Annotated in this window: 15 protein-coding genes; 6 read left to right on the top strand and 9 right to left on the bottom strand. The window is 33.8% G+C overall.

Annotated features, from left to right (window positions below; all coding sequences use genetic code 11):
* Window positions 1-28 precede the first annotated feature (28 nt).
* Window positions 29-670, top strand: a complete 642-nt coding sequence (locus OZP09_RS04735) for a transposase (protein ID WP_281310383.1) — start codon at window positions 29-31, stop codon at window positions 668-670.
* A gap of 269 nt (window positions 671-939) precedes the next feature.
* Here the strand turns inward: OZP09_RS04735 and OZP09_RS04730 are convergent, their stop codons facing one another.
* The 6 genes from OZP09_RS04730 to OZP09_RS04705 form a co-directional block, all read right to left on the bottom strand.
* On the bottom strand, window positions 940-1209 hold the full coding sequence (locus OZP09_RS04730; RefSeq protein ID WP_269236780.1) for an integrase core domain-containing protein: 270 nt from the start codon (window positions 1207-1209) through the stop codon (window positions 940-942).
* 34 nt (window positions 1210-1243) lie between these two features.
* Window positions 1244-2077, bottom strand: coding sequence for an outer membrane beta-barrel protein (locus tag OZP09_RS04725; RefSeq protein WP_269236779.1), 834 nt, complete (start codon window positions 2075-2077; stop codon window positions 1244-1246).
* Window positions 2078-2243: 166 nt separating this feature from the next.
* Entirely contained in the window at window positions 2244-7025 is a 4782-nt protein-coding gene (locus OZP09_RS04720; protein ID WP_281310382.1) for an MBG domain-containing protein, read from the bottom strand.
* Between the two features lie 130 nt (window positions 7026-7155).
* A complete protein-coding gene (locus tag OZP09_RS04715) occupies window positions 7156-7356 on the bottom strand; it encodes a hypothetical protein (RefSeq protein WP_269236775.1) in 201 nt (66 codons plus the stop codon).
* A 736-nt stretch (window positions 7357-8092) separates the two neighbouring features.
* Window positions 8093-9706, bottom strand: a complete 1614-nt coding sequence (locus OZP09_RS04710; RefSeq protein WP_281310381.1) for a hypothetical protein — start codon at window positions 9704-9706, stop codon at window positions 8093-8095.
* Window positions 9703-10335, bottom strand: a complete 633-nt coding sequence (locus OZP09_RS04705) for a hypothetical protein (protein WP_281310380.1) — start codon at window positions 10333-10335, stop codon at window positions 9703-9705. The genes OZP09_RS04710 and OZP09_RS04705 overlap by 4 nt, the downstream gene beginning before the upstream one ends.
* Before the next feature lie 176 nt (window positions 10336-10511).
* Here OZP09_RS04705 and OZP09_RS04700 point away from each other — a divergent pair, with 176 nt between their 5' ends.
* Together OZP09_RS04700 and OZP09_RS04695 are read left to right on the top strand one after the other, a co-directional pair.
* A complete protein-coding gene (locus OZP09_RS04700) occupies window positions 10512-10931 on the top strand; it encodes a helix-turn-helix domain-containing protein (protein ID WP_269236770.1) in 420 nt (139 codons plus the stop codon).
* A gap of 877 nt (window positions 10932-11808) precedes the next feature.
* Window positions 11809-14880: an NB-ARC domain-containing protein gene (locus OZP09_RS04695; protein WP_281310379.1), complete on the top strand. Its 3072-nt coding sequence runs from the start codon at window positions 11809-11811 to the stop codon at window positions 14878-14880.
* A 139-nt stretch (window positions 14881-15019) separates the two neighbouring features.
* Here OZP09_RS04695 and istB read toward each other — a convergent pair whose 3' ends face one another.
* Window positions 15020-15757, bottom strand: coding sequence for an IS21-like element helper ATPase IstB (gene istB, locus OZP09_RS04690; protein WP_056251131.1), 738 nt, complete (start codon window positions 15755-15757; stop codon window positions 15020-15022).
* A gap of 16 nt (window positions 15758-15773) precedes the next feature.
* Window positions 15774-17321, bottom strand: coding sequence for an IS21 family transposase (gene istA / locus OZP09_RS04685; protein WP_269236116.1), 1548 nt, complete (start codon window positions 17319-17321; stop codon window positions 15774-15776).
* Between the two features lie 363 nt (window positions 17322-17684).
* Between istA and OZP09_RS04680 the strand changes: the two genes are divergently transcribed.
* Complete coding sequence (locus tag OZP09_RS04680) at window positions 17685-19307, top strand: hypothetical protein (protein ID WP_269236766.1); 1623 nt, start codon at window positions 17685-17687, stop codon at window positions 19305-19307.
* Window positions 19308-19406: 99 nt separating this feature from the next.
* Here the strand turns inward: OZP09_RS04680 and OZP09_RS04675 are convergent, their stop codons facing one another.
* A complete protein-coding gene (locus OZP09_RS04675; protein WP_269236765.1) occupies window positions 19407-19757 on the bottom strand; it encodes a VOC family protein in 351 nt (116 codons plus the stop codon).
* A gap of 411 nt (window positions 19758-20168) precedes the next feature.
* Here OZP09_RS04675 and OZP09_RS04670 point away from each other — a divergent pair, with 411 nt between their 5' ends.
* Complete coding sequence (locus tag OZP09_RS04670) at window positions 20169-21680, top strand: carbohydrate-binding domain-containing protein (protein WP_269236764.1); 1512 nt, start codon at window positions 20169-20171, stop codon at window positions 21678-21680.
* A 341-nt stretch (window positions 21681-22021) separates the two neighbouring features.
* Window positions 22022-23230, top strand: a complete 1209-nt coding sequence (locus OZP09_RS04665) for an outer membrane protein assembly factor BamB family protein (RefSeq protein WP_269236763.1) — start codon at window positions 22022-22024, stop codon at window positions 23228-23230.
* Window positions 23231-23330 lie beyond the last annotated feature (100 nt).

Raw genomic sequence — 23330 nt, 5'->3', positions numbered from 1 at the left:
ATTTATTTTCGTATACTATCACTTTGAAATGGATAAATACAAGAATAAATATAAAATAGGCTCGCATCGGTTACTTAATTGGGATTATTCTTCAAATGCCTTATATTTTCTTACCATTGTTACCCAAAACAGGGAATGTATTTTGGGTGATATTGTAGCCGGGGAAATACAATTATCCGAAATGGGTAAAATTGTGCAAAAGGAATTTTTGCAATCATTTGAAATTCGAAATGAATTGTTTGTACACGAATATATCATAATGCCCAACCATTTGCATATGATTGTGGAAATATGGCATCCGGGTAATGAATCAAACGATTTGATTGATAACGTTAATGTACAACCGCACGGCCGTGCGGTTCAACCCAACCGTGCGGTTCAACAATTGGAATCGATAAAACCGAATCGTCCTGTACGATTACCGAAATCCATTTCATCGTTTATTGCCGGATTCAAATCGGCGGTAAATACCAAAATTGATGATTATATCGACGAACATCATCTACCAATACCAAAATACAATAAACATAATCATTTTTTTCAACCCAATTACCACGATCATATTGTCAGAAATGATTTTGAATATCAAAGAATAGCGAATTACATTATACAAAATCCGATCGTGTGGGAAAATGATAAATTAAACTTAAGTAATCCGAAGAAATTTTAGTAGAACAATTCGTTGGACAATTACAAAAACCGGGTTATAAATATACTGTTATTGCTGCTGAAAAAGCATTACCGGCAAACCTTAAAATACAATTAGAGAAGCGCATTTTTTTCCATGCATTATCATGCACTATCCATGCACTATCCATGCTTTATCTATGCCTTATCTATATATGTGAATCGTCCTATGAATCGTCCTAAAATAACTATACAGATTATTAAATAAATCCTGTTATAGCTATACAAATATAATTTTTAATCCTAAACTTACTATACAACTGTTTTTTCATGGCTAAATTTTTTATTATAATTCTTCCATCGCTTCTTCAAGTTCCCTGATTGCAAATGAGCTTGATTTGGGGTTAGGTAATTACAACTTGAATGTGGTCTGATTTCATTATAAACTTTAATACTTTTCTTTATCTGGTTGTAGGTTTGTTCAAAACCCAACTGGCTACTATGAAGATTGAACTCTGTCTTGATGATTCCGTTTACACGTTCTGCCAATGCGTTTTCATAAGGATCTCCATTTTCAGTCATGCTGATTTGACCCGTCCTGAAATAACTATACAGGTTATTTAAAATTCCATCCTAGTGTTACACCAAAAGCTACAGGTTTAATTTCAGCATCTTTATCAATACTATATAAGCCATTAGCTTTCCTGTCGGATACAGCAGTTTCATTATAACCAACATAAGATTCATTCTTGTTTTGGTCTAAAATTGTACCATATCCACTTTCCAGATACATGGCTGCATATAACGAATTCTTCTTTCCCATATCAAATGTAAATCCTAACTCAAAAGAACTCATTAGAATTCCTTTAGTTTTATACTCTCCTGATGAGGAATAATTATCCTGGCTACCAAAACCATATTCTGGCAGATTATCAATAGTCAGGTTTACATCTGGATAATAAGCGCTGCCATTTACGTAATCGGCTGTTGCTTTAATTTTATATTTTACCGGTAAAAAATATTTAGCTCCGGCTCTAAAATTAAAATCAATACCCTTATTAATATTTGTTTTATACTGGACAAAAAGAGGGATTTGCAGAGCATGTAAAGTTTGTTTTTCTATATAATTGTTGGTTGTAACGTTATAAACAAATGCCGAAGTTGAAGCATCAACCTCAAAATTTGAAAGTGTTGCAGTAGGCTGAGACAAAGAGACTTCTTGTTTGTACTGTGAAAATTCCAGCCCTGCACCAATACCAAAATGAGTATTTAAAGAGTAGATATAACCTGCTTTTACAGCTCCTCCAAGGCGGTTACCTTCTTGTGTGCCAGTAATATCACTTTGAATATTTCCTATTCCCGACTGTATACCTACATAAAACTGTGCAGCTATTCCCTGGGAAATTAAGAAAGCTATAGTTGAAATTATATTTTTAATATTGAGTTTCATAGATGTAAATTTTATTTTTTAGAGGTAATATATGTAATCGTTTTTTTTATTATTTGCTTTTGATCACGCAAACTTGGTGATAATGGCGATTTCATACTTGTTTTTTAATTAGAATAATCCATCCCCATTCATTAAAAAATGAGGATGTCCTATTCTGTAAATTATTTTAATTTCTTACTAAAAGGTTTTTAGTAAAGTATTTACCATTTGCTAAGGTCATTTTTACAATATAAATTCCCTCGACATTAGGAGCTGTCATGTCAATAGTGTTTTGACTTGTGTTTATAGTAGTTAGCAGGCTTCCTGTTAAATTATAAAGCTCAACACGCGCATTTTGTAATCTGTTTGCACTAACATTTGTTATCAATTGGAAAGTAGTATTACTTCTAACAGGGTTTGGAACAATTCTGATATACTCTTCTTCCATTGTAGGAGATAAAGTTAACGTACAGGTTGTAATTAAAGTTCCGTCTAGTTTTGTTGCTACTGCATAGTAAGTTCCATTCAAAGGACCACTTTCTTTGAAATATTGTGAAGTTTGACCAGGAACTAACACCCCATTTTTATACCAGTTATACGATTTAAAACTCTTAGAGCTATTGTCAAAGAAAATAACATCTTCAAAATGTTTTCTAATCAGGTTTGGCTGGCTGCTTACTACTGGTAAAACTACAGATGGTGCCGCATTGTAATTCATATTTCCTGGTTGCGAAGCCGTTATGGTTGCAGATCCATAATTTTGAAAAATTAATGAATTATTCGAGACAGTAGCAATAGTAGCATTAGAAGAAGCATAATTTACAGCTAAACCACTATTAGCGACAGCAGTCAAAACAATACTAGTTTCTCCATCACAACCTAATCCCAAAGTCTGATTCCATGTAATTACCTGATTTGCTTTTGTAATAGTAAAATCAGAGCCATTATATGTAATAGTGTAATTTCCACCAGCACTTAAGGTACCTTGTGTGATAGCGTAAACACCCACGTTCTCTCCGGCAGCTCTTGTTAAAGCTCCGCTGAAAGAATCACCACTTACTAAACTTGGAGAAACAGTATAATCAAAAACAGGATCGGTTGTTCCATATACTTTGGTTTGTGAAGCATTTGCTGTTACTGTGATAGGTTTTGCCGTAATAGTAAAATCTTTGCTTACATAAGTAATATTGTAATTTGTTCCCGCACTTAAGGTACCTTGTGTGATAGCGTAAACACCCACGTTCTCTCCGGCAGCTCTTGTTAAAGTTCCGGTGAAAGAATCACCACTTACTAAACTTGGAGAAACCGTATAAGTGTAAACAGGATCGTTTGTTCCATATACTTTTGTTTGTGAAGCATCTGCCGTTACTGTAATAGGTTTTGCCGTAATAGTAAAATCTTTGCTTACATAAGTAATGTTATAATTAGAACCGGCACTCAAACTTCCCTGGTTAATAGCGTAATTTCCAATGTTTTCCCCGATAGCTCTCGTTAAAGCTCCTGTAAAGGCATCACTACCTACTAAACCTGGCGAAACGGTATATGCAAAAGCTGGATCTGTTGTTCCGTAAACTTTCGTTTGTGATGGAGTTGCTGTTACTGTAATTGGTTTTGCCGTAATAGTAAAGTTAGCACCTGCGTAACTAATCGTATAATTAGATCCGGCACTCAAACTTCCCTGGTTAATAGCGAAATTTCCAATGCTTTCCCCGGCAACTCTAGTTAACGCTCCTGTAAAGGCATCACTACCTACTAAATTTGGTGAAACTGTATAATCAAAAACAGGATCTGTTGTTCCGTAAACTTTCGTTTGTGATGGAGCTGCTGTTACTGTAATTGGTTTAGCAGTAATAGCAAAGTTAGCACCAACATAAGTAATTAAATATTTAGACCCAGCTGAAAGCGAACCTTGATTAATAGCATAACTACCAATATTTTCACCACTAACCCTTGTTAAAGACCCTGTGAATGCATCTCCGGAAAGCAAACTTGGTGACACTGTATAAGTTAAAACAGGATCACTCTCTCCATATATTTTAGTTTGAGAAGGTGTTGCAGTTACCGTAATTGGAATTTGATTTAATTTCAGTACATAATTATAGGTAGCAGTACAATTATTAGCGTCAGTAGCAGTGACCGTAAAATTACTATCAGCAATTTGAGTTGAAGTACCTGTTATCTGTCCAGCTGTTGATAGCGTGAAACCAGAAGGCAAACTTCCCGCTGTAACGGCATATGTTTTAGATCCTGTTCCTTCTGAGGCTATTATAGTTTGACTATATCCTGTATTGTAATCATAACCAGACAAAACTGTTGTTGTGAAACTAATTGCCGTTGGTTGTGTAATGGTAAAGTTAACCGCTGCAGTACAATTGTTAGCATCGGTTACAGTACAGGTCCATGTACCAGGAGTTAGTCCAGTTACCGAAGTTGTACCATCACCAGTTGGGTTACCCGGCGTCCAGTTATAGGTATATCCACCCGCTCCACCAGTTGGTGTGTTGATTGAAGCCGCTCCGTTAGAACCACCATTACAAGAAACATTGGTTTGTGAAGCGGCAGTAGCTGCTAGAGCTGTAGGCTCTGTAATTGTGAAGTTAACTGCTGCAGTACAATTATTTGCATCAGTTACGGTACAGGTCCACGTACCAGGGGTTAGTCCAGTTACCGAAGTTGTACCATCACCAGTTGGGTTACCCGGAGTCCAGTTATAGGTATATCCACCCGCTCCACCAGTTGGTGTGTTGATTGAAGCCGCTCCGTTAGAACCACCATTACAAGAAACATTGGTTTGTGAAGCGGCAGTAGCTGCTAGAGCTGTAGGCTCTGTAATTGTGAAGTTAACTGCTGCAGTACAATTATTTGCATCAGTTACGGTACAGGTCCACGTACCAGGAGTTAGCCCAGTTACCGAAGTTGTACCATCACCAGTTGGGTTACCCGGCGTCCAGTTATAAGTATATCCGCCCGCTCCACCAGTTGGTGTGTTGATTGAAGCCGCTCCGTTAGAACCACCATTACAAGAAACATTTGTTTGTGAAGCGGCAGTAGCTGTTAAAGCCGTTGGCTGCGTAATGGTAAAGTTAACTGCTGCAGTACAATTATTTGCATCAGTTACGGTACAGGTCCACGTACCAGGAGTTAGCCCAGTTACCGAAGTTGTACCATCACCAGTTGGGTTACCCGGCGTCCAGTTATAAGTATATCCGCCCGCTCCACCAGTTGGTGTGTTGATTGAAGCCGCTCCGTTAGAACCACCATTACAAGAAACATTTGTTTGTGAAGCGGCAGTAGCTGTTAAAGCCGTTGGCTGCGTAATGGTAAAGTTAACTGCTGTAGTACAATTATTAGCATCAGTTACGGTACAAGTCCATGTACCAGAAGTTAGTCCAGTTACCGAAGTTGTACCATCACCAGTTGGGTTACCCGGCGTCCAGTTATAGGTATATCCACCCGCTCCACCAGTTGGTGTGTTGATTGAAGCCGCTCCGTTAGAACCACCATTACAAGAAACATTGGTTTGTGAAGCGGCAGTAGCTGTTAAAGCCGTAGGCTGCGTAATGGTAAAGTTAACCGCTGCAGTACAATTATTTGCATCAGTTACAGTACAGGTCCATGTACCAGGAGTTAGTCCAGTTACCGAAGTTGTACCATCACCAGTTGGGTTACCCGGCGTCCAGTTATAGGTATATCCACCTGCACCTCCTGTTGGGGTATTAATTGAAGCCGCTCCGTTAGAACCACCATTACAAGAAACATTGGTTTGTGAAGCTGCAGTAGCTGATAGAGCTGTAGGCTCTGTAATGGTAAAGTTTTGAGTAGCCTTACATCCGTTAGCATCGGTTACTGTTACCGTATAGGTTCCTGCACTTAATCCGGTTGCTGTAGCAGCTGTTCCACCGGAAGGAGACCAAGAATAGGTATATCCACCAGTACCACCTGAAGCAGATACTGAAGCAGTTCCGTTCGATCCTCCATTACATGAAACATCTGTTTGAGATGTTACGACAGCGTTTGGCGGCGTGTAGACATTCAGAAAATCTGAAGGGGAACTATTTTCACTTGGGCTGGAGGCAACAGTTCTGATCTTGTAGTTAGCACTTCCAACGGTAGATATTGGAATTACAGCTGATAATTGACTCGAACTTACGACAGTAGTCGTTAAAACTGTCCCAGGAAAATTTCCGTTTACATCTGATAATTCTAATTTATAGGAATTCCCTGTATTTCGTATTACGGGATCTAAAAAATTAACTGTCACATTACTTCCAGGACAAATAGCATTGGGACTAGGTGAATAGGATACAAATTGAGTTCCAAAAAGTTTGAATGGTATTCCTGCTTGGTATGCGCCATTATTTATGGTGTTTGTATATCCGGTTGCACTAAACTGCTTTGCATCTCCTGTATTACCAGTGCCCAAAATACTAATTGGCGGAGCAAATGGTCCAGAAGCCAATGTGCCTGTTAACGCCCATTCAATCCAATGTGTTCCAGGTTGAATTATGGCGCCAATCGAAATCCGTATTCTCATTATCGGACGATTATTTGTGAGCAAACTAGCGTCTTCTTGAACTCGATAGCAATTTGTAAAATCAGTCAAAATCATTCGATTAGTGGTAAAATCACCAAATTCTGATATAGCTGTTCCACTGCTAGGGTCACTATTCCAAATTTTAACAACACCACTTGTAAACGTGGATGAAACCGAACTTCCAGTTTGGTAAGCAAAAACATCAACATAATCTAAATACCATGGCGCAGCATTAGTAAATTGATCAGTTAAACGGAAATTACCTGTGTTGTTTATTGAGAATCCTACTGTGCCATATCCTAATGTAACGTTTTGCAGTACAGAAACATCTGAACCACCAAAACCAACACCAGTATTTGTTGTAAAAGGACCATTGTCAAATAGTAGCTCTTGCGCTTTTAAATTGTTTGTTATGAATATTTGGGTTAAAAACATAACCAAGAACAATTTGAAAAATTTAGAATTCATAAGAATATGTAGTTTTACATTAATTTTAAATATTGACTTTCCTTTTTTAATATCTCACTTTATTAAATTTCTTTATGTCGAAAACCTTCCGATACCATTACAATAATTTCTTCCTCTCTCTTAGTGTCAACTGGTATTGAGGAATTCCTTTAATTAATAAACTATTTTTAGAAATCTGATTGGCTCCCATTACCGAATAATTGATTCCTCCAGTTACGTTAATAGCTGTTTCCATAACATAAGGGCCATTTGCCCAATCGATACCTACTAAGTGTAAGTTTAGCACTGATACTATCAACAAACTTCAATTGTAATTAGTTTTAAACTTTGATATTTAATAAAAAAAGCCACTACATAATTTGAATATAAAGTCGTTTTTTATAAGCAAGGGAATATTTTTTTTTAATTTTCGGGCAAATGTATAAAATACTTTATAAATGTTAAAATTGATTTGTATTATTTACTTTTTTCCTCTTTCTTTGGTTTTAAATCAATCCTTTTCTAAATGAAATTGCGGCATATCAAATTCGATCATTTCATTGAGTTTAGCCTTTGAAATGGTCATTTTTCAAAAAAAACTGTATGTTTTCCGGGGCAGGCTCCAGGTGTTCTTCAAATGGTTTATCTAGTCATTTTTGTAAGTCAATTTTAACGAAAAGATTCAAACGTACAAAAGCTATCAATTGGATAAATACCAGTCAAATTTTGATTGAGCTTTTAGAATGACAATGATAATTAAAGCAATCCAGATTTGAATCATAACCACATTTTTGAATGTTCCTATGAACGATTTTATATGAAGTAACTGCTTGATTATATCTCTGAAAAAGATTTCTACTTACCAACGGCTTTTGTATAACTCCCCAATGGCATTAGGTAAACAATGAAACTGATTTGTAATTAGTTCTATGCTATTTCCAGATAAAATCGTAAATCTTTTTGAGGGCAAAAGAATTACTTATCGAAGCCTTTTGTTTCCATAAATCCTTCGATTCCACTGAGGGGTGAAAATTGTTTCTGCTTTGCCTCGGAGTTTATTCCTCTTCTTCGTCTTTGTCAGAGTATATTAATTTTCCTTCAATAACCAGATGGTGTAATTCGAAGATTAGTTTTTCGACGATGATGTTCATTTGACTGACCTGCTCTTTGCTGAGTTTTGACAGTCTGTGGTGGAGGGTCATGTGTTTGTCTGTGTAAAGAAAAATGTCTGTCCAGAATTGTTCGATCAGGTAATTGTATTTTCTTATGTCGGGATCTGCGTAACTGCACAGCTGCCATAAGGACTGCGAGGACAGGTAATTGGGCAGGTAGTATGTTTTTACAAAAATATAGGTTCTGCAAAACGACAGAAAAAACAATGTAAACAGGTAATCTAAACCCTGGTAGTTTTGTTTGGGATTGCCGTCTATTGCAAAAAATTGGAAAGCCACATTTTTGGCTGCTTTATAGTAAAAATGCAAATCGGCATGAAACGGTTCGTAAGGTACTTCCCAATGCAAATCAGGGTGGTACGGTTCAGACGACCAGATGAGATTTTGGTCCTGCATAATACCGGCAAAGAAATGCTGATACAGATACAGGTTTTTCTGAATCCAGTAACGGCTGTGGCTTAACAGTACAAAATCGTATTGGTCGCCCCATTTGCTTTTGAGGGATTGGGTTACTGTTTTTAATTTTTCGTTGCCAACCGTATCGGCAATGAGCAACAGGTAATACGTTGTTTTTTCGCCATAGGTGATTTGACGGAATATGTAAATCTGTTCGACTTCAGCCGAATTTAGGATGCTTTCGATGGCGGTGTCAAGGATGCTGTCTTTTGGTTTGTTCTCAATTTGATGGGGAAGCTCTTGTTTTTTAGCGGCTTCTTTTTTGATTTGTTTCTTTAAATCGTCATAACGTTCTGTGGCTAAGCGAAGCAGATTTTGCTCTGTAATTTCGACTGACTGGTACATTTCATCCCTGTAGATTGCATCACCTTCTGAGGCGGCTTCTTTTGCTTTTGTGAAAAGATCGGTAAGGAAATAGCGGTTGCGGCTGTTTTGTACGAAGTATTTTTGAATTTCGGGAATGCATGTGGTCAGGTTCCGGATTCTTTCGTTCAGATTTAGTGTGTTGAAAGTGTTTCCGGTATAGAGTTCTTCTAAACACTCGAGGTCATATTCTATCAGTCTTGCATAGGATGTGAAAACACTGTTTGAGGCGCCATCTGCCATGAGGTTTTTAATCTGCCATTTCTGAAGTTCGTGATCGTGGTAAAAGTTGTTTTGATACGTGTTAAATTTCTTTTTGTATTTTTTCCATTCTTTTGTTTTGAAAATAGCTTCTTCTAACGTTTCATTTTGATAGATTACAGCAGCCGGACGGCAGTAGAATGCAATGAAAGGCGAACCCAAAGCATACTGACGATGCAGTTTTGAAGAATAGACCCAACACACATTGATGTGATACTGGTTTCTCACTTTTTCCACCCATTTGTTCAGGATAGCGGTGTTTTTTTCGGTATGAATGATGAGTTGTGAAAAAAGGGGAGAAGGCTCTACTGTAAAAAATACCTGAACGATAGCATGCTGACTGACCGACTGGCGCAGGATGTTTTCCAGATATTCGTTTTGGAGCTGTGGGAATGAAAGTTTTGCTGCGGTTTTCATACGGTTTTGGTTTTATGGTTTTGTTTTGGATGGTCGAAATACACGTATACTGACTCTATAAACAGCCTGGACATTGCAAACCAAACCATCAGGCTGAGGTGTTCCTGCAGTTCAGGGTCGTTTTCCAGAAGTATGGCGTTTTGTTTGTCAAAATCGAAGTGCTCTATTTTCTGCCGATATTTTTTATAATAGTCTACTCCTGTCACTGTGATTACAACAAGAAGCAATTCTTTTACAAATTGTGATGCTGTAATGGATTTTAAAATATACCGGAGGCTATCAAAATGCTTGTCAGCCGGATTTGGGTTTTCTTTCAGGTCATGACAAAAATAGACCAGTAATTCCAGACACGTAAGCAGTCCTGCGGTCTTGACGTCCTGTATTTTGGTGTTAGGGATTTCCAGATTACCTGAAAGCAGTTCCTGTAAACCGTATTGCTCTAAAAGATCAGGATAGTTGTCGAATAACAGGTTGAGCCCGGGATTGTTGAGTTTATTGAGCAGTGTTGCAATTCCTTTTTCGATATTCATTTTTTCAGGATCCTGCCAAAACATACTTAATACCTTTTTTGCTTGTGTCCTTGTTTTTATAAGCCTTTTTTCTGTCTTATAGTTTTTATTCTTTTTCATAGTGAGTAGCTTACGATTCACCAACGAAGTTCTATTCTTTCAAAAGGATAAACTATTCCTGATTTGGATATACTATCTGAACAAAGGGATATTTTACGGATATTTTTTTATCTTTGAAATTCACACTTTTTAATACAGATGGCTTTATCTTTGAGCCTTCAGAAATTGTACTCGCTATGGAACAAAAAATACATCAGGGAAGAAACGTAAAACGTTTTAGAGAAATGCTTAACATCAAGCAGGAGGCATTGGCTTATGATCTGGGAGAAGACTGGAACCAAAAGAAAATTTCTATGCTGGAGCAGAAAGATGTAATTGAAGACAATCTGCTAAAACAAATCTCAGCTGTATTAAAAATACCAGTTGAGGCTTTTCAGAATTTTGATGAGGAGCAGGCTGTGAATGTTATTGCAAATACTTATTCCTTTCAAGACTTTAAGGATAATGCGGTTGCTTCCGGATTTAGCTACCAACCTTCTTTCAATCCCGTTGATAAAATTGTTCAGTTATATGATGAGAAAATCGCTTTGTACGAGCGTATGTTAAAAGAGAAAGATGAAATGATGACAAGACTTGAAAAACTAATCAATAAATAATCTGTTATAAAGATACATTAATTCCACAAAGAGACTTCAAGTCTCTTTTTTGTTTTCTATTATAATTCTTTCGTCATTTTCTTATGTTAGTATAGATAGAGGCGATTAAATTTTCTTAAAAAAGAAGAAAAAGCAACCCAAGTTATTGGAAATTGAAAAACGAAGTGCGTATAATGACAAGCCTCGTTCCTCGCCTTACCACCCTTCGAGATTTATATCACTCCATTTATTCATTTCCAATTTTGCAACTGCTTTCTTTTTCCCCTTTTTCTTTTGAAAAAATTTATGATAAAAAAGGATTCTCAAAAAAAAGCTAACCAGAATAGTATTATGTACAGAATATGTCCATTATAGCCACCCATTACCTGGGAACTCGATGGTGGAGACATTCAAAGAAGAAGAGTTTGCAAACAATGAAAAGGAAAAATGATGGAAAGAGAAAATTCAAACAGAACAAGAATCGTGAGACTGCGATTCACTCCTATGGATATGACTAACTGAAAAAAAATTTAGAGTAGTACCCGCTGAAAATTAAGTGAACAGATAAGATGGCACTATTTAATAACTCATTGTAACCACTTATCGAATCATTTTAATGAAAGAAAAAGAAATAGTGGCTGTTATCAATGAAATATATGATTTGGAATTTTATAAAAAACAGATAGTGAAGAAGGAAGCACTTACTTAGATCATAAAACTCAGTACATTTATAATGGAAATAATTTGGGAAATAAATTTAGTGCTAAAGGAATTCTGAACCCATACAATTAAAATAATTCTAATAATTCAACACCTTTATTTTTTCTTTTAATTAAAAGGGATTAATTATTTTCTATATTTACGAAATTTCTTTCTTAATTAATAAAATAAATTTAAAATGTCTTTGGAAGCAAAAGTACTACACACCTACGATTTTTCAATGGGATTTAACTATAATATTGTTCCGTCGATAGATAGAAAACAATATATTACAGAATTAGAAGAGCTCTTAAATGATAATCAGGTTGTATTTTTAAAAGGGGAAGAAGGCTCTGGAAAAACAATTATCTGTCAAGAATTTGTAAAAAAATTCGATAAAATAACTTTTTCTGTTTTTTTTAATCCTCATAACAAAATGGATTATTCAGTTAATTATTTTTTAGAGAATATAATTAATCAAGTAGGTTTTAAATTAGACGAAATTGATAATGACGAACTTAATATTGACCGCTATCGTACATTGCTTACTAAACTAAGAAAAAATTACAAGGGCAAAAAAATTTATTTTGTAATTGATGGATTAAGTGACTCTGTTGGTCTACTAAAAGAAATAGAAGAACTTTTATTTTTAGGACAGACGGAGTTTCGATATATTATTACAGGTGATGATGCAATCTTTAAAAAGGAAATTAAGGGTCTTAGCAAAATTAATTTATCAACAAGCATAAAAGTTGTAGGAATTTCTATAAATGACATTAAATATTATCTCAATGTATCTGAAATAAGTCAAAGAGAGGAAGATGATATTTTTAAAATTACTAGAGGACTTCCATCACGATTGTTTTTAATTAAAAGACAACTGGAAAAAAACATCTCCTTATCAAAGATAATGGAATCAGAAAATTATAAGGAGTGGATTAATATTGAATTAGAAAAAATCGACTTATCTAATGATACTATTGCTAAGATATTGTCATTATTATCATTAAGTCCAAATAAAATATCTTTAGAGGATATTTCATTTATAATGGAAATAGATAAAGAACAGATATCTCAAATATTATCAAATATAGATTTTGTTAAATGTGAAGGTAATAATTTGAGCTTTATTTCAGATTCATATAAAATTTCTATTTCAGAAAAATTTAATAATAATTTAGATTGGGTTGAAAATGGTTTAATCAAATTATTGAATAAGACGTCCGACTTGGATAAGAAAATAGAACTAATAAAACTACTTTTTGACAGAAAAAGATGGACTGATATACATTCTGAAATGACTGATGAACTTTTAATTAATTCATTTAGACATACCGGTAACTTAAATAAAATAAATTCCATAATTAATATTGGAAATAATGCATCTAATCAATTAAAATTACAAAACAATTTAGTTCATTTATCAATAAAAGGCAGTTTTTTTAATTATTTACAAAATAATTTAGAGCTATTATCAGATGTTACCACCAAGTTAGCTTTCAAAGATTATGATGGCGCATTAAACATAGCAAATAAGTCTGTTATCAATGTCGAAAGATTAAAACTATATTGTTTAATTGCTAAAAAGCAAAAACTAGACAATAATATAATTGAAGAAATTTTACTTTCTGATATTGAAGATCTATTTGAGAACAGTGATTTTTCTAATAGTGGAGATGATATATATGACATCGTTTCTGATCTTTTATACATTGATCCATCAATGGCTTTGAAAATTCTTGACAATAAAGAGATTGATAGTTCTAATATAAATGATTTAATAGTTGCCAAACTTTCTATGATGTCGTTAAATAACGAAGTTGATAATGACAAGAAAGAATCAGCAAATGAAAAGTTAGAAAAATTTAATAATATAAAATCACGAAAGATTGCTCGTGCTTTAGGATACATTTTAAGCAATTTTTCCTTAGATAAAATTCTTAATGAGATTGATAAAATTGATGATTCAATTGAGAAAATAAAGTTAACAAGGTTATATTTAGAAAATATTAAAACTGCTACTGAAGGTTTAGAAAAACTTATAGATAAAACCTTTGATATTTTATTATCGTCAAATGTAAATAATTTGATAAACTTGGAAATATTAATTCTATTGTCTTCAAAAATATTACTTGTAAAAAGCATTGATGATAAGAAAAATCTATTGAAAAAACTAAACTCAATAGATCAATTAATAATTGATAAGGGGTTGTTCATAAATAAAATTCGATACAAAATCAATATTTTCAACATTAAACTATCTGAAGCCCCAGATAAATCATTTGAAATTTTAGACGAAATAATATCAGAAATTGAAACAGAGGAAGATTTGCTAATAAAAGCTGAAAGTTTATCTTTAGTTTACAAATCTTTGTTTAAATGTAATAGTCCCATTTTAAAAAATTTAAGATCAAAAAATTATAATATTCTAAATATCACTGTTGACTCATTAATTCAATGTACAGCGAATCAAAAATTGGTATTTACAAATGTGATTAAAAACATTAGCTCTGTTGATTTACATTTCGCAGTGGATATTTCTAAAAGATTAAATAATTCAGTTAGTAGAGATTTTTGTTTATTAACTGGTATTGAAAATAGTATTGATAATGTTGACGTTAAATTTATAAATATTGAAAATTTAATTTCTCATTTAAATTTGTTTAATGAAATATATTTCAAATCATGGGCGGTATCATTAATTTTTGAAAAATTTGCAGAAGAGGACTCATTGAAAAATCATTTTTTAATAAAAATTAAAGAGATATATTTTTCAATTGAAAAAGAATTAAATTCAGATTCCTCGCTTGTCTATTTAAACATTCTACTTTTCAAGATATTTAAAAAAAATATCCAAACTAATAGAAAAGATTTTACTGCTACAAAAGACAGATTAAAAGTACTTATAAATGCTTTTTCACAAGATTGGACACGATATGAAATAGTTAATACAATTTGTGCTGAGTTGGCAGAATTTGATATTCATTTTACTACCGAGATTTATAGCCAAATAAAAAATATTAAAGATAGTGATGTTTTTTACTCTGAATTATATTGTAAGAGCTATCATTATAATTTGGAATATCTAATATTTTCTTTAGAAAGTTTAATTGAGAAGAAAGTAAATATTGAACAATATATAGACAATATAATTATTGCAATAAATAAAATACCATCAGATTTAGCCAGACTAGACTATTTTTCAAAATTAGGTTTTATTTTTCATTTACACAATCATAATGATCTTAGTTGCAAATTCCGGTTATATTGATCACCCCATTCCGTTTTAAAGTGAGCACCTGATTCCAGTTCAAAATGACCACCTAATTCCGGTGCAAAGTGAGCACCTCCGTTTTGATTAAAAACTATATTTTTTCATCTGTTAATTAGTATTCAAATATAATAAAATATCACTCTTTGTTTATTCCTCTTTTCTTTCTCATGGATTCTCCATGTAATTCAAGCCTATGAGATTGGTGTATAAGTCTGTCTAATATTGCATCGGCTATCGTTTTTTCTCCAATTATATCATACCAGCCTTGAACTGGTATTTGTGATGTCACGATTATAGAGCCGTTATTATGCCTGTCCTCTATGATCTCCAAAAGAGTAATTCGGTTATGGCTGTCAAGTGCCTGAAGTCCAAAATCATCAAGTATTATAACATCCTGTCTTTGTATTTTGGTAAGTTCCCGTAGATAAGTACCATCTGCTTTAGCCATTTTTAGTCTAGCGAACAATTTTGAGGTATTAAAATAACTTACCTTAAAACCCTGTATACAGGCTTGATAACCTAATGCAGTACCTAAATAACTTTTACCGACACCGGTGCTTCCAGTGATTAAAATGTTTTCGTTTTTCTCTATAAATTCGCATTCTGCCAGACGCAGTACCATGTTTCGGTCCAGGTTACGTGATACATCAAAATTGATACTTTCAATATTTGATTTGTAATGGAATTTGGCATTAGTGATACTTCGTTCAATACGACGATTGTACCTTTCATCCCATTCTGCATCAATAATCATCGATACAAACTGGTCAAGGGTATAATGATCTGTTTTCCCGCTTTCAATGGCTGTTTTAAAAGCATTAAACATGCCATAAAGCTTCATTTGTTTCATTTTGGTTACTGTGGATTCATTCATTTTTTCAAGATTTAATTTAGTTATAATAGTGTTTTCCTCTTATGTTACTGTGATCGGGAAGTTCCTGCTCAGGTTCTTGATCAAAATCAATATGATCCAAGTTGTTTTCTAAAATGTTTTGTATGGTCTTAAAATTGTAAATTTTAAAATCAAGTGCCCGCCTGCAGGCATTTATTAATCGCTGTCTGCCTACCTTTTTTTCAAAATTCAGTATTCCTAAACAGCTTTTATAAGCCTGTTCTGGATGATTTCTGCTTTCGATTATCTGCATTATATATTCTCCTACTGACTCATCAATATTATTAGCCCATTCAATGAAGCGGGCAGCACTCCATTGGGCTACAAATTGATGTGTACTGGCTAAATGCTCAGGAGTTGTTGTATAGACATAAGGTTTGTAGTTTCTTGGATGTACAGCTATTCGATTGTATTTATAATAAATCTCTACCGTTGATTTGGTATATAACAGCTTGGCTTTCTTCTTTACATATTGATACGGAACGCTGTAATAGTTTTTGTCCTGGCTTAATTGAACATGACCGTTTTGCATTACTGTTGCAAAAGACTGGTATTTAATTTCAAAACGATCTTGTGGGAGTGGACGCAGTTTTTCTTTCTCGTCTTCTAAAAATAATTCAAAACGGGAATAAGGGCGTCCTGTTAGTTTTCTGTTATTGTGAGAGTCAAGTAAATCCCAGATCTGCTGGTTTAATTCTTCCAGAGAAAAGAACTTAGTTTCTTTTATGGTTACATAAATCCTTCGATATAATATCTTAACAGCTCCTTCAACTAATGATTTGTCTCTGGGTCTGTAAGCTCTGGCAGGTAAAATTGTGGTTTCGTAATGTTCTGCTAAATCAGCCAGGGTTTCATTGATTGTCGGTTCAAAACGACTGCTTTTTATTACGGCAGATTTTAAATTATCTGGAACAATGGCGACAGGAGTGCCTTCAAAAAAGCGCATGGCATTTTCTACCGAGTCAACAAAGTATTCCTTTTGCTGGCTCATGGAAGCTTCAGCATACGTGTATTGGCTAGCGCCCAATATTGCTACAAAAAATTGTACTTCTTTGACTTCTCCAGTATCTATATCAATAATTGAGAGTGTCTTTCCGGCATAATCAACATACATTTTATCACCAGCCTTATGGTTCATATGCATGACCGGATTAACTCGTTTGCCCCATATATTGTAATGATAATGAAATTGTGAAGTTCGATAACCATCAGGATTTACAGCAATATATTGTTCCCACATATGCTGTACGGTAACGCCAACTTTTTTTAGTTCACGTTCCATTTTAGGAAAAAAATCATAAAGTGTCTGTAATCTCGGGCTAATGGCCTCTACACTAGTCTGGGAGAATAAAAGTTCCAGCTCTGCATCGGTTTTTTGGTCGATTAATTCAAAGCTTAATTCGAGAACTTCAAATAAAGAAATATATTTCTTTACCGTATTTCTTGAAAGGGATAAGTAGCTACTTATAAATAACTTACTCTTTCCATTACAATAGAATTTAATTACTTTTCTAATTTTACTCATGTCTGTTATTTTGTTTGCCATAATCCGTAAATTTTTAACGAATGTATGGTTCTAACAACATGAAAAAATCAATAGTTTTTAATACTTAATTCACCACAAAACTTGGTGGTCAATTTGCTCCGGAATTAGGGGGTCAGTTTGCTCCGGAACGGGTGGTCAATTTACTCCGGAATTAGGTGGTCAAATTGACCGGTTTTTCCACTTAGTAGTAAATTATTAGAAAAGAATATTTATCCTTTATTAAATAATGATAAAATTAATCTAGAGGATACTAATATCGTAATATTTGTTTATATAAATAATGAGGACTATGCAAATAGAATTATTAAAAAATTTTCATATCATCATAAGAATGAAGCTTTTTATAAAATAGCTCTTTTCTATTTGGATAACAAGAACCCATATAAAATATATGAGGACAAAGTTGCCATATCCGGTTTTACATATAATAATTTATCTAAATGTATAGCTGTTCTTAGAAATATTGAGAGGGATATAGATATTTATAAGGTCATTGAAAGAATCAGTGATAAAATGACGCATAGAGAAACTAATTTATCAAGTACCCAGATAAATTATGTTGTAAGCGAATTAGAAATAATTATTGATTCAAAATTACCCGAAATGTTAAATGTCAAACATCAAGGTTTTAAATTAATAAGCACTTTGCAATTAATTAGGATTAAAAAAGACTTTCAAAAAATTCAGGGTATATATGATGATACTCTAAATGTACCTAATTTATCTGATCGAATATTTATAAAGTCAATTATTCTTAAAAATTTACAAAGCTCAAAGATTGTAGAGAAGAAAAGATTATTTGATGAGATTATAGATGATTTAAAGTCCTTAAAAGTTACTTACGAATATATAGAAAGAATTAATGAAATTTCCGAAATAATGTATGCAACCAATAATTCGGCATGGGGTAGAGTAGTAAAGTCAGCATTGACAATTTCAAATAATTTAGATGATAAGTATGAAGTTTATAAATATCAAAGAAATCTTATAGATACAATTCACAAAATTGACGAAAAATTGTGTAACGAGTTAATAGAATCAGTAGACTGTGTAGATAAAATAGACAATAAAGGACTTGTTAAAAAGCATCATGCGAGACTTGAATTATTAAAAAAGATAAAGAACAATCAAACCGTTGAAGAAAAAGAGAAAGAAAATCAGCATAATATGCTATATGCAATATTTAATTCATTGATGCTTTTAAATTCTAATAAGTTATCTCCAAAGAAAATTGGAGACATCAACAAATTTCTTGATGTTTCATACAGTATTCCAATTGATAAATCAATTATTATCTATATATACTATTTAGAAAATATTTCAAGGAAGGTCTATCCAAAAATAGAAGAGGAAAAGATTAAAGAATTGTTAGTTGAAAATTTGAAAAGTACATTTGAAAATTTCGAGTTTTTAAAAAGATTACATATGCACAATTTTAAAGAAAAAGGAGATGTTGAATTCAATATGATTGATGAAAGTAGTAATTTAAGTATTGAAATAGGAGAGCGTGAAAAAGCAAAATCATTTATTAAAGATTGGATTTTAAATATTTCTGAAGATAACATTATAATTATTGACTCCTATTTCGATTACGAAGATTTGGAATTAATAAAATTAATTACTTCAATTAATAATGAAGTTGAATTGTCTATTTTAGGAAATAAGGTTTTGGAAAAAAGTGAAACATTAAATAAGTGGAAACAATTGTCATCTGAAAATTTTCCAATCAGTGAATTTATTTTTGCTTCAAAATCAGATTCAAGTTCTCCCTTTCATGATAGATATATATTCTCTATTTCAAATAAAAAAGCACTCAGATTAGGAACTTCATATAATCAAATGGGAATAAAAAAGGCGACTGAAATTTCGAAACTTGAAGGTAGTGATTATCAACATATTTATGATACCATAGTCAAAAATTTTGTAATTGAGAGAAATAGAATAATAAACAAGGAAAGAATTAATTATGACACTTTCCAATTTTAATTTCTTTCAAATATAACTTTCCGAAAACGACACTACCTATTTTATAATAATTACCTATTAATTTTGAAAATTGTTAAGGCTAAATTTTCTAAATTTCAACTAGCTATTTTTATACAACTCAATTTTCCTTCCGTCAAGGTCTTCAATTACAGCCATAAACCCGTACTCTGTTTGTTTGGGAGGTAAGGCAAACACGACTTCTAAGGCTGTTAATTTTTGAATTGTCGCCTCGAAGTTGTCAATTCCAAATCCTAACCTTAGGCTTTTGTCAGCCTGGGTCTGACTTTTGGTTAAGGGATAAATTTCTAAAACGGTCTTTCCGATAGTTGCACTGTAATGAAATGGCGAATTTCCGTGTTGGTGGTATTCAAAAGCCAATCCGAACAGGCTGTAAAAATCGGATAGTTTTTTTGTGTCGCTTGTTCTTAGAACCAATAAACGTATTTCCATTTTATATTTTTTTGAATTTTGTTTTTTACATCACAGTTCTGCTGTTTGTAGTTTGGGACTAAATTAGTTTCTGTTTTTGGATTTATCAAATCTTTAATGAATTGAATTATATCTGTATTGTAGTTGCGTTACAAAGCTTTGTCTGATTCAAAAAAATGTAAGCAGGGACTCATTGCAGATGTTTGCCAAATGAGATGGATTTAAGTTAATAATTTTTTCACCCCAAGATATTGCACATTCACCTCAATTTATTGTTGGAGTTCCTGAATATATATAGTATTGCAGTTATACCTTTTCCGGAATATTATGGGGATAACCGTTTATCAGGAAAAAAGCGCTATTTATTTTATTCACTTTTGAACTTTTTTATAAACATATTGTGCAATTAGTAATTTATTTATACCTACCATTATGAAAACAAAAAAATATTTCTATCTCTGTTTAGGCATTCTTGCCCTTTCCTGTTCTAAAGACAACGACAGCAATGATGATGAAACCAGCGTTACGACCAATACCCCTGTTACCATTAGTGCCACGACTGTAAAGGGAACAGCAGAAGGCTCATCGGAGACTGGTGCAAACGAGGAAGATATATTAACTAATTCCACATTTGCTTCTACGGTGAAAATAACATTTAGCGGTACAAATGTAACGGTAGAAAATGCAGTAACCGGAGTAACAGTTACTACTTCTGGTGCTGATGTTACAGTGAACTCAACTGTTGCCGGAGTCGCTTATGAAATAACCGGTACTACCACAGATGGAATGCTTAAAATCTATAGTGATAAAAAATACAAGCTTACGCTGAATGGTGTGTCGATCAAAAATAATGATGGACCGGCAGTAAATATTCAGTCAGGCAAGCGTGCTTTTATTGTACTGAGCGGTACCAATACCTTAGAGGATGGAACAACTTATGCTACTTCTACAGAAGACCAAAAAGGAACTTTTTTTAGTGAAGGACAGCTTATTTTTTCAGGTACCGGAACTCTTACTATTGTTGGTAACAATAAACATGGTATTGCCGCTGATGACTATGTGCGTGTACAAAGTGGTACGATTAACATTACCAAAGCGGCTTCTGATGGTATCCATACAAATGATGCGGTTTATATCGATGGTGGTACTCTGAACATTGTTGCGTCAAGCGACGGTATCGAAGCCGAAGAGGGGCATATTATCATCAATGGCGGAACCATAACCGCTAATGTGGCTGATGACGGAATAGTGGCTTCATACGATACAGATGATACGATAGATCCTTATGTGGTGATCAATGGCGGTACCATTACAATCACGACAACAGACCAAGGGGGTGAAGGAATAGAGAGCAAAAGTAAACTGACCATCAACGACGGCACTATTTATATCAAGGCTGTCGATGATGCGATCAATGCCGCAGATGCGATTTATATCAATGGCGGAACTATTGTAGCTTACAGTACGACAAATGATGGTATTGATTCTAACGGTACGCTGACAGTAACCGGAGGAAGAATCTTTTCTACAGGAGCCAAAAGCCCTGAAGAAGGTTTTGATTGTGATAATAATACGTTTAAAATTACCGGCGGACTGCTGATTGGCGCCGGAGGGGCAACCAGTTCGCCAACTGCCAGTGTATCTACTCAGGCTTCTGCCATTTTGGGGAGTGGAAATGCAGGGACGATATTTAGTATATTAGATAGTGATAATGCGGAGGTAATGACGTTTAAGTCTCCTGCGAGTTTTACTACATTACTCTTGTCCGGTAGCAAATTCAGTTCTGGCAAAACCTATAAATTGGTTACGGTTTCTGCTGTAACTGACGCTTCAGATTTTAACGGACTTTATCTGGGAGGAACATTTAGCAATCCTACGGTATCGTCAAGTTTTACATTGACCTCTATGGTGACAAAAATAGGAGGGAGCACCGGTCCAAGATAATGCAATAATTTTGATTATATGAAAACAAGTCTGTGCCATAGGTATGGACTTGTTTTTGTTTATAAAAGTATCACCATTTAATATAAAATAGGATTAATCAAAAAATGTAATCTAATTTTTTTCAGGAAGAGACATCGTATAACCTTAACGAAATCCTGTTCAAATCCTGCATAAACGACTCAATAGCATATAACTATAACTATAATAGTTTTTCACTATATTTGGCATAGATATTGGTTTATTGTTGGTTTTAATAAATTTTTTATAGAGTCAATTTTAATTTAAATATCAGATTCCACTTTTAAATTATTGTCCCCAAATCGAAAATCAAAATTTTAAAAATGAAACAAAAACTTATCATCCTTCTGTTTGTATTTACTGTTATAAATGTATTTGGACAAGTGCCGGTTACTTCAAAGCCAGCTGAAACAATCGATCCTGCTAACACTATTTCAGCAACTGCAGATGCTTTCAGTAATAAATCTATAAGGCCGGTAAAAAAAGTTCCTTTAGACGAAGCTTTAATCCTGATTTATGATTACGACGGCACGCTTTTTACATTCGATTTAGAATCTGAAACCATTGCCTGGACTGTAAAAGCGACAGATGCTTTTACAGAAATGTGTGCAAATGGGGTGACGCTTCTTGATGGGGTTTTATACGTTCCGTTTATCAACGGAGAGATTTTCGCGATTGACAATCAAACCGGTGAAATTTTTTGGAAATCAAGATTAGGGGATAGTAAAGATCAAATTATACTAAAAAATCAAATTCCGGTCATCAATAATGGGAAACTGTTTGTAACGACTCAAAGTCCCAATAATACCATTTATGCCCTGAATGTAAAAGACGGAAGTTTAGCCTGGAGCAACAAGTTAGAAGCTGCTAATAACGATATGCCTGTTCTGTTTTTTGACAACAAAGTTTTTACCCAAAGCGGGTCAAATGTCTATAGTTTTGATGCCAATACAGGAAAGATCCTGAGCCAGAAAAGCTTTGAAGGGGGCATTTCCGGAAAGCCTGCAACTGATGGGGAAACTATATTTATAGCCAATGAAAAAAATACAGTTTATGCTTTAAGCCCGGATAAATTAGATGTTTTGTGGGAATTTAAATTCGATGAAAATCAAAATAATGTAAGGGAACATATAGTTGGGAAAGACAAAAAAGTCTACTTTGCGGCACAAGGGGAGGACGTTTCTTCTATATACGCTGTAGATGCTAAAACAGGAACTCAGTTATGGAAAACGGATTTTAAAGCCGATACTATCGCATACATGATTGAAGAAAGTGATAACATTTGGGGATACACCCGAAAAGGAAAACTTTTTCAGATAGACTTGACAAATGGCGAAATAGCATCAGAAGTTAAATTAACCACCAGACCAATTTCGAATTTTGAATTTGCCAGCGATGATGAATCGTTGTTTTATTTTTCTGATGCTGCTTTAATTCAGTTTGAGTTTAAAACAAAAGACGAAAACGAAGTTTACCTGCGGACTTCGATTAAAGACGACGCCTATAGTGCCTATGTGAAATTGATACGATAATCAAAAAAAAGCTGTCTCATTTATTAAGTCAGCTTTTTTTCAAATGTAAAAAGAATATTAGTTTTGGGTATGAGCTTTATATTCATCACAAATAAAAAAG

The sequence above is a fragment of the Flavobacterium flavigenum genome, assembly GCF_027111255.2.
GTDB classification, from domain to species: Bacteria; Bacteroidota; Bacteroidia; order Flavobacteriales; family Flavobacteriaceae; genus Flavobacterium; species Flavobacterium flavigenum.
This window is presented reverse-complemented; position numbering and strand designations above follow the sequence as displayed.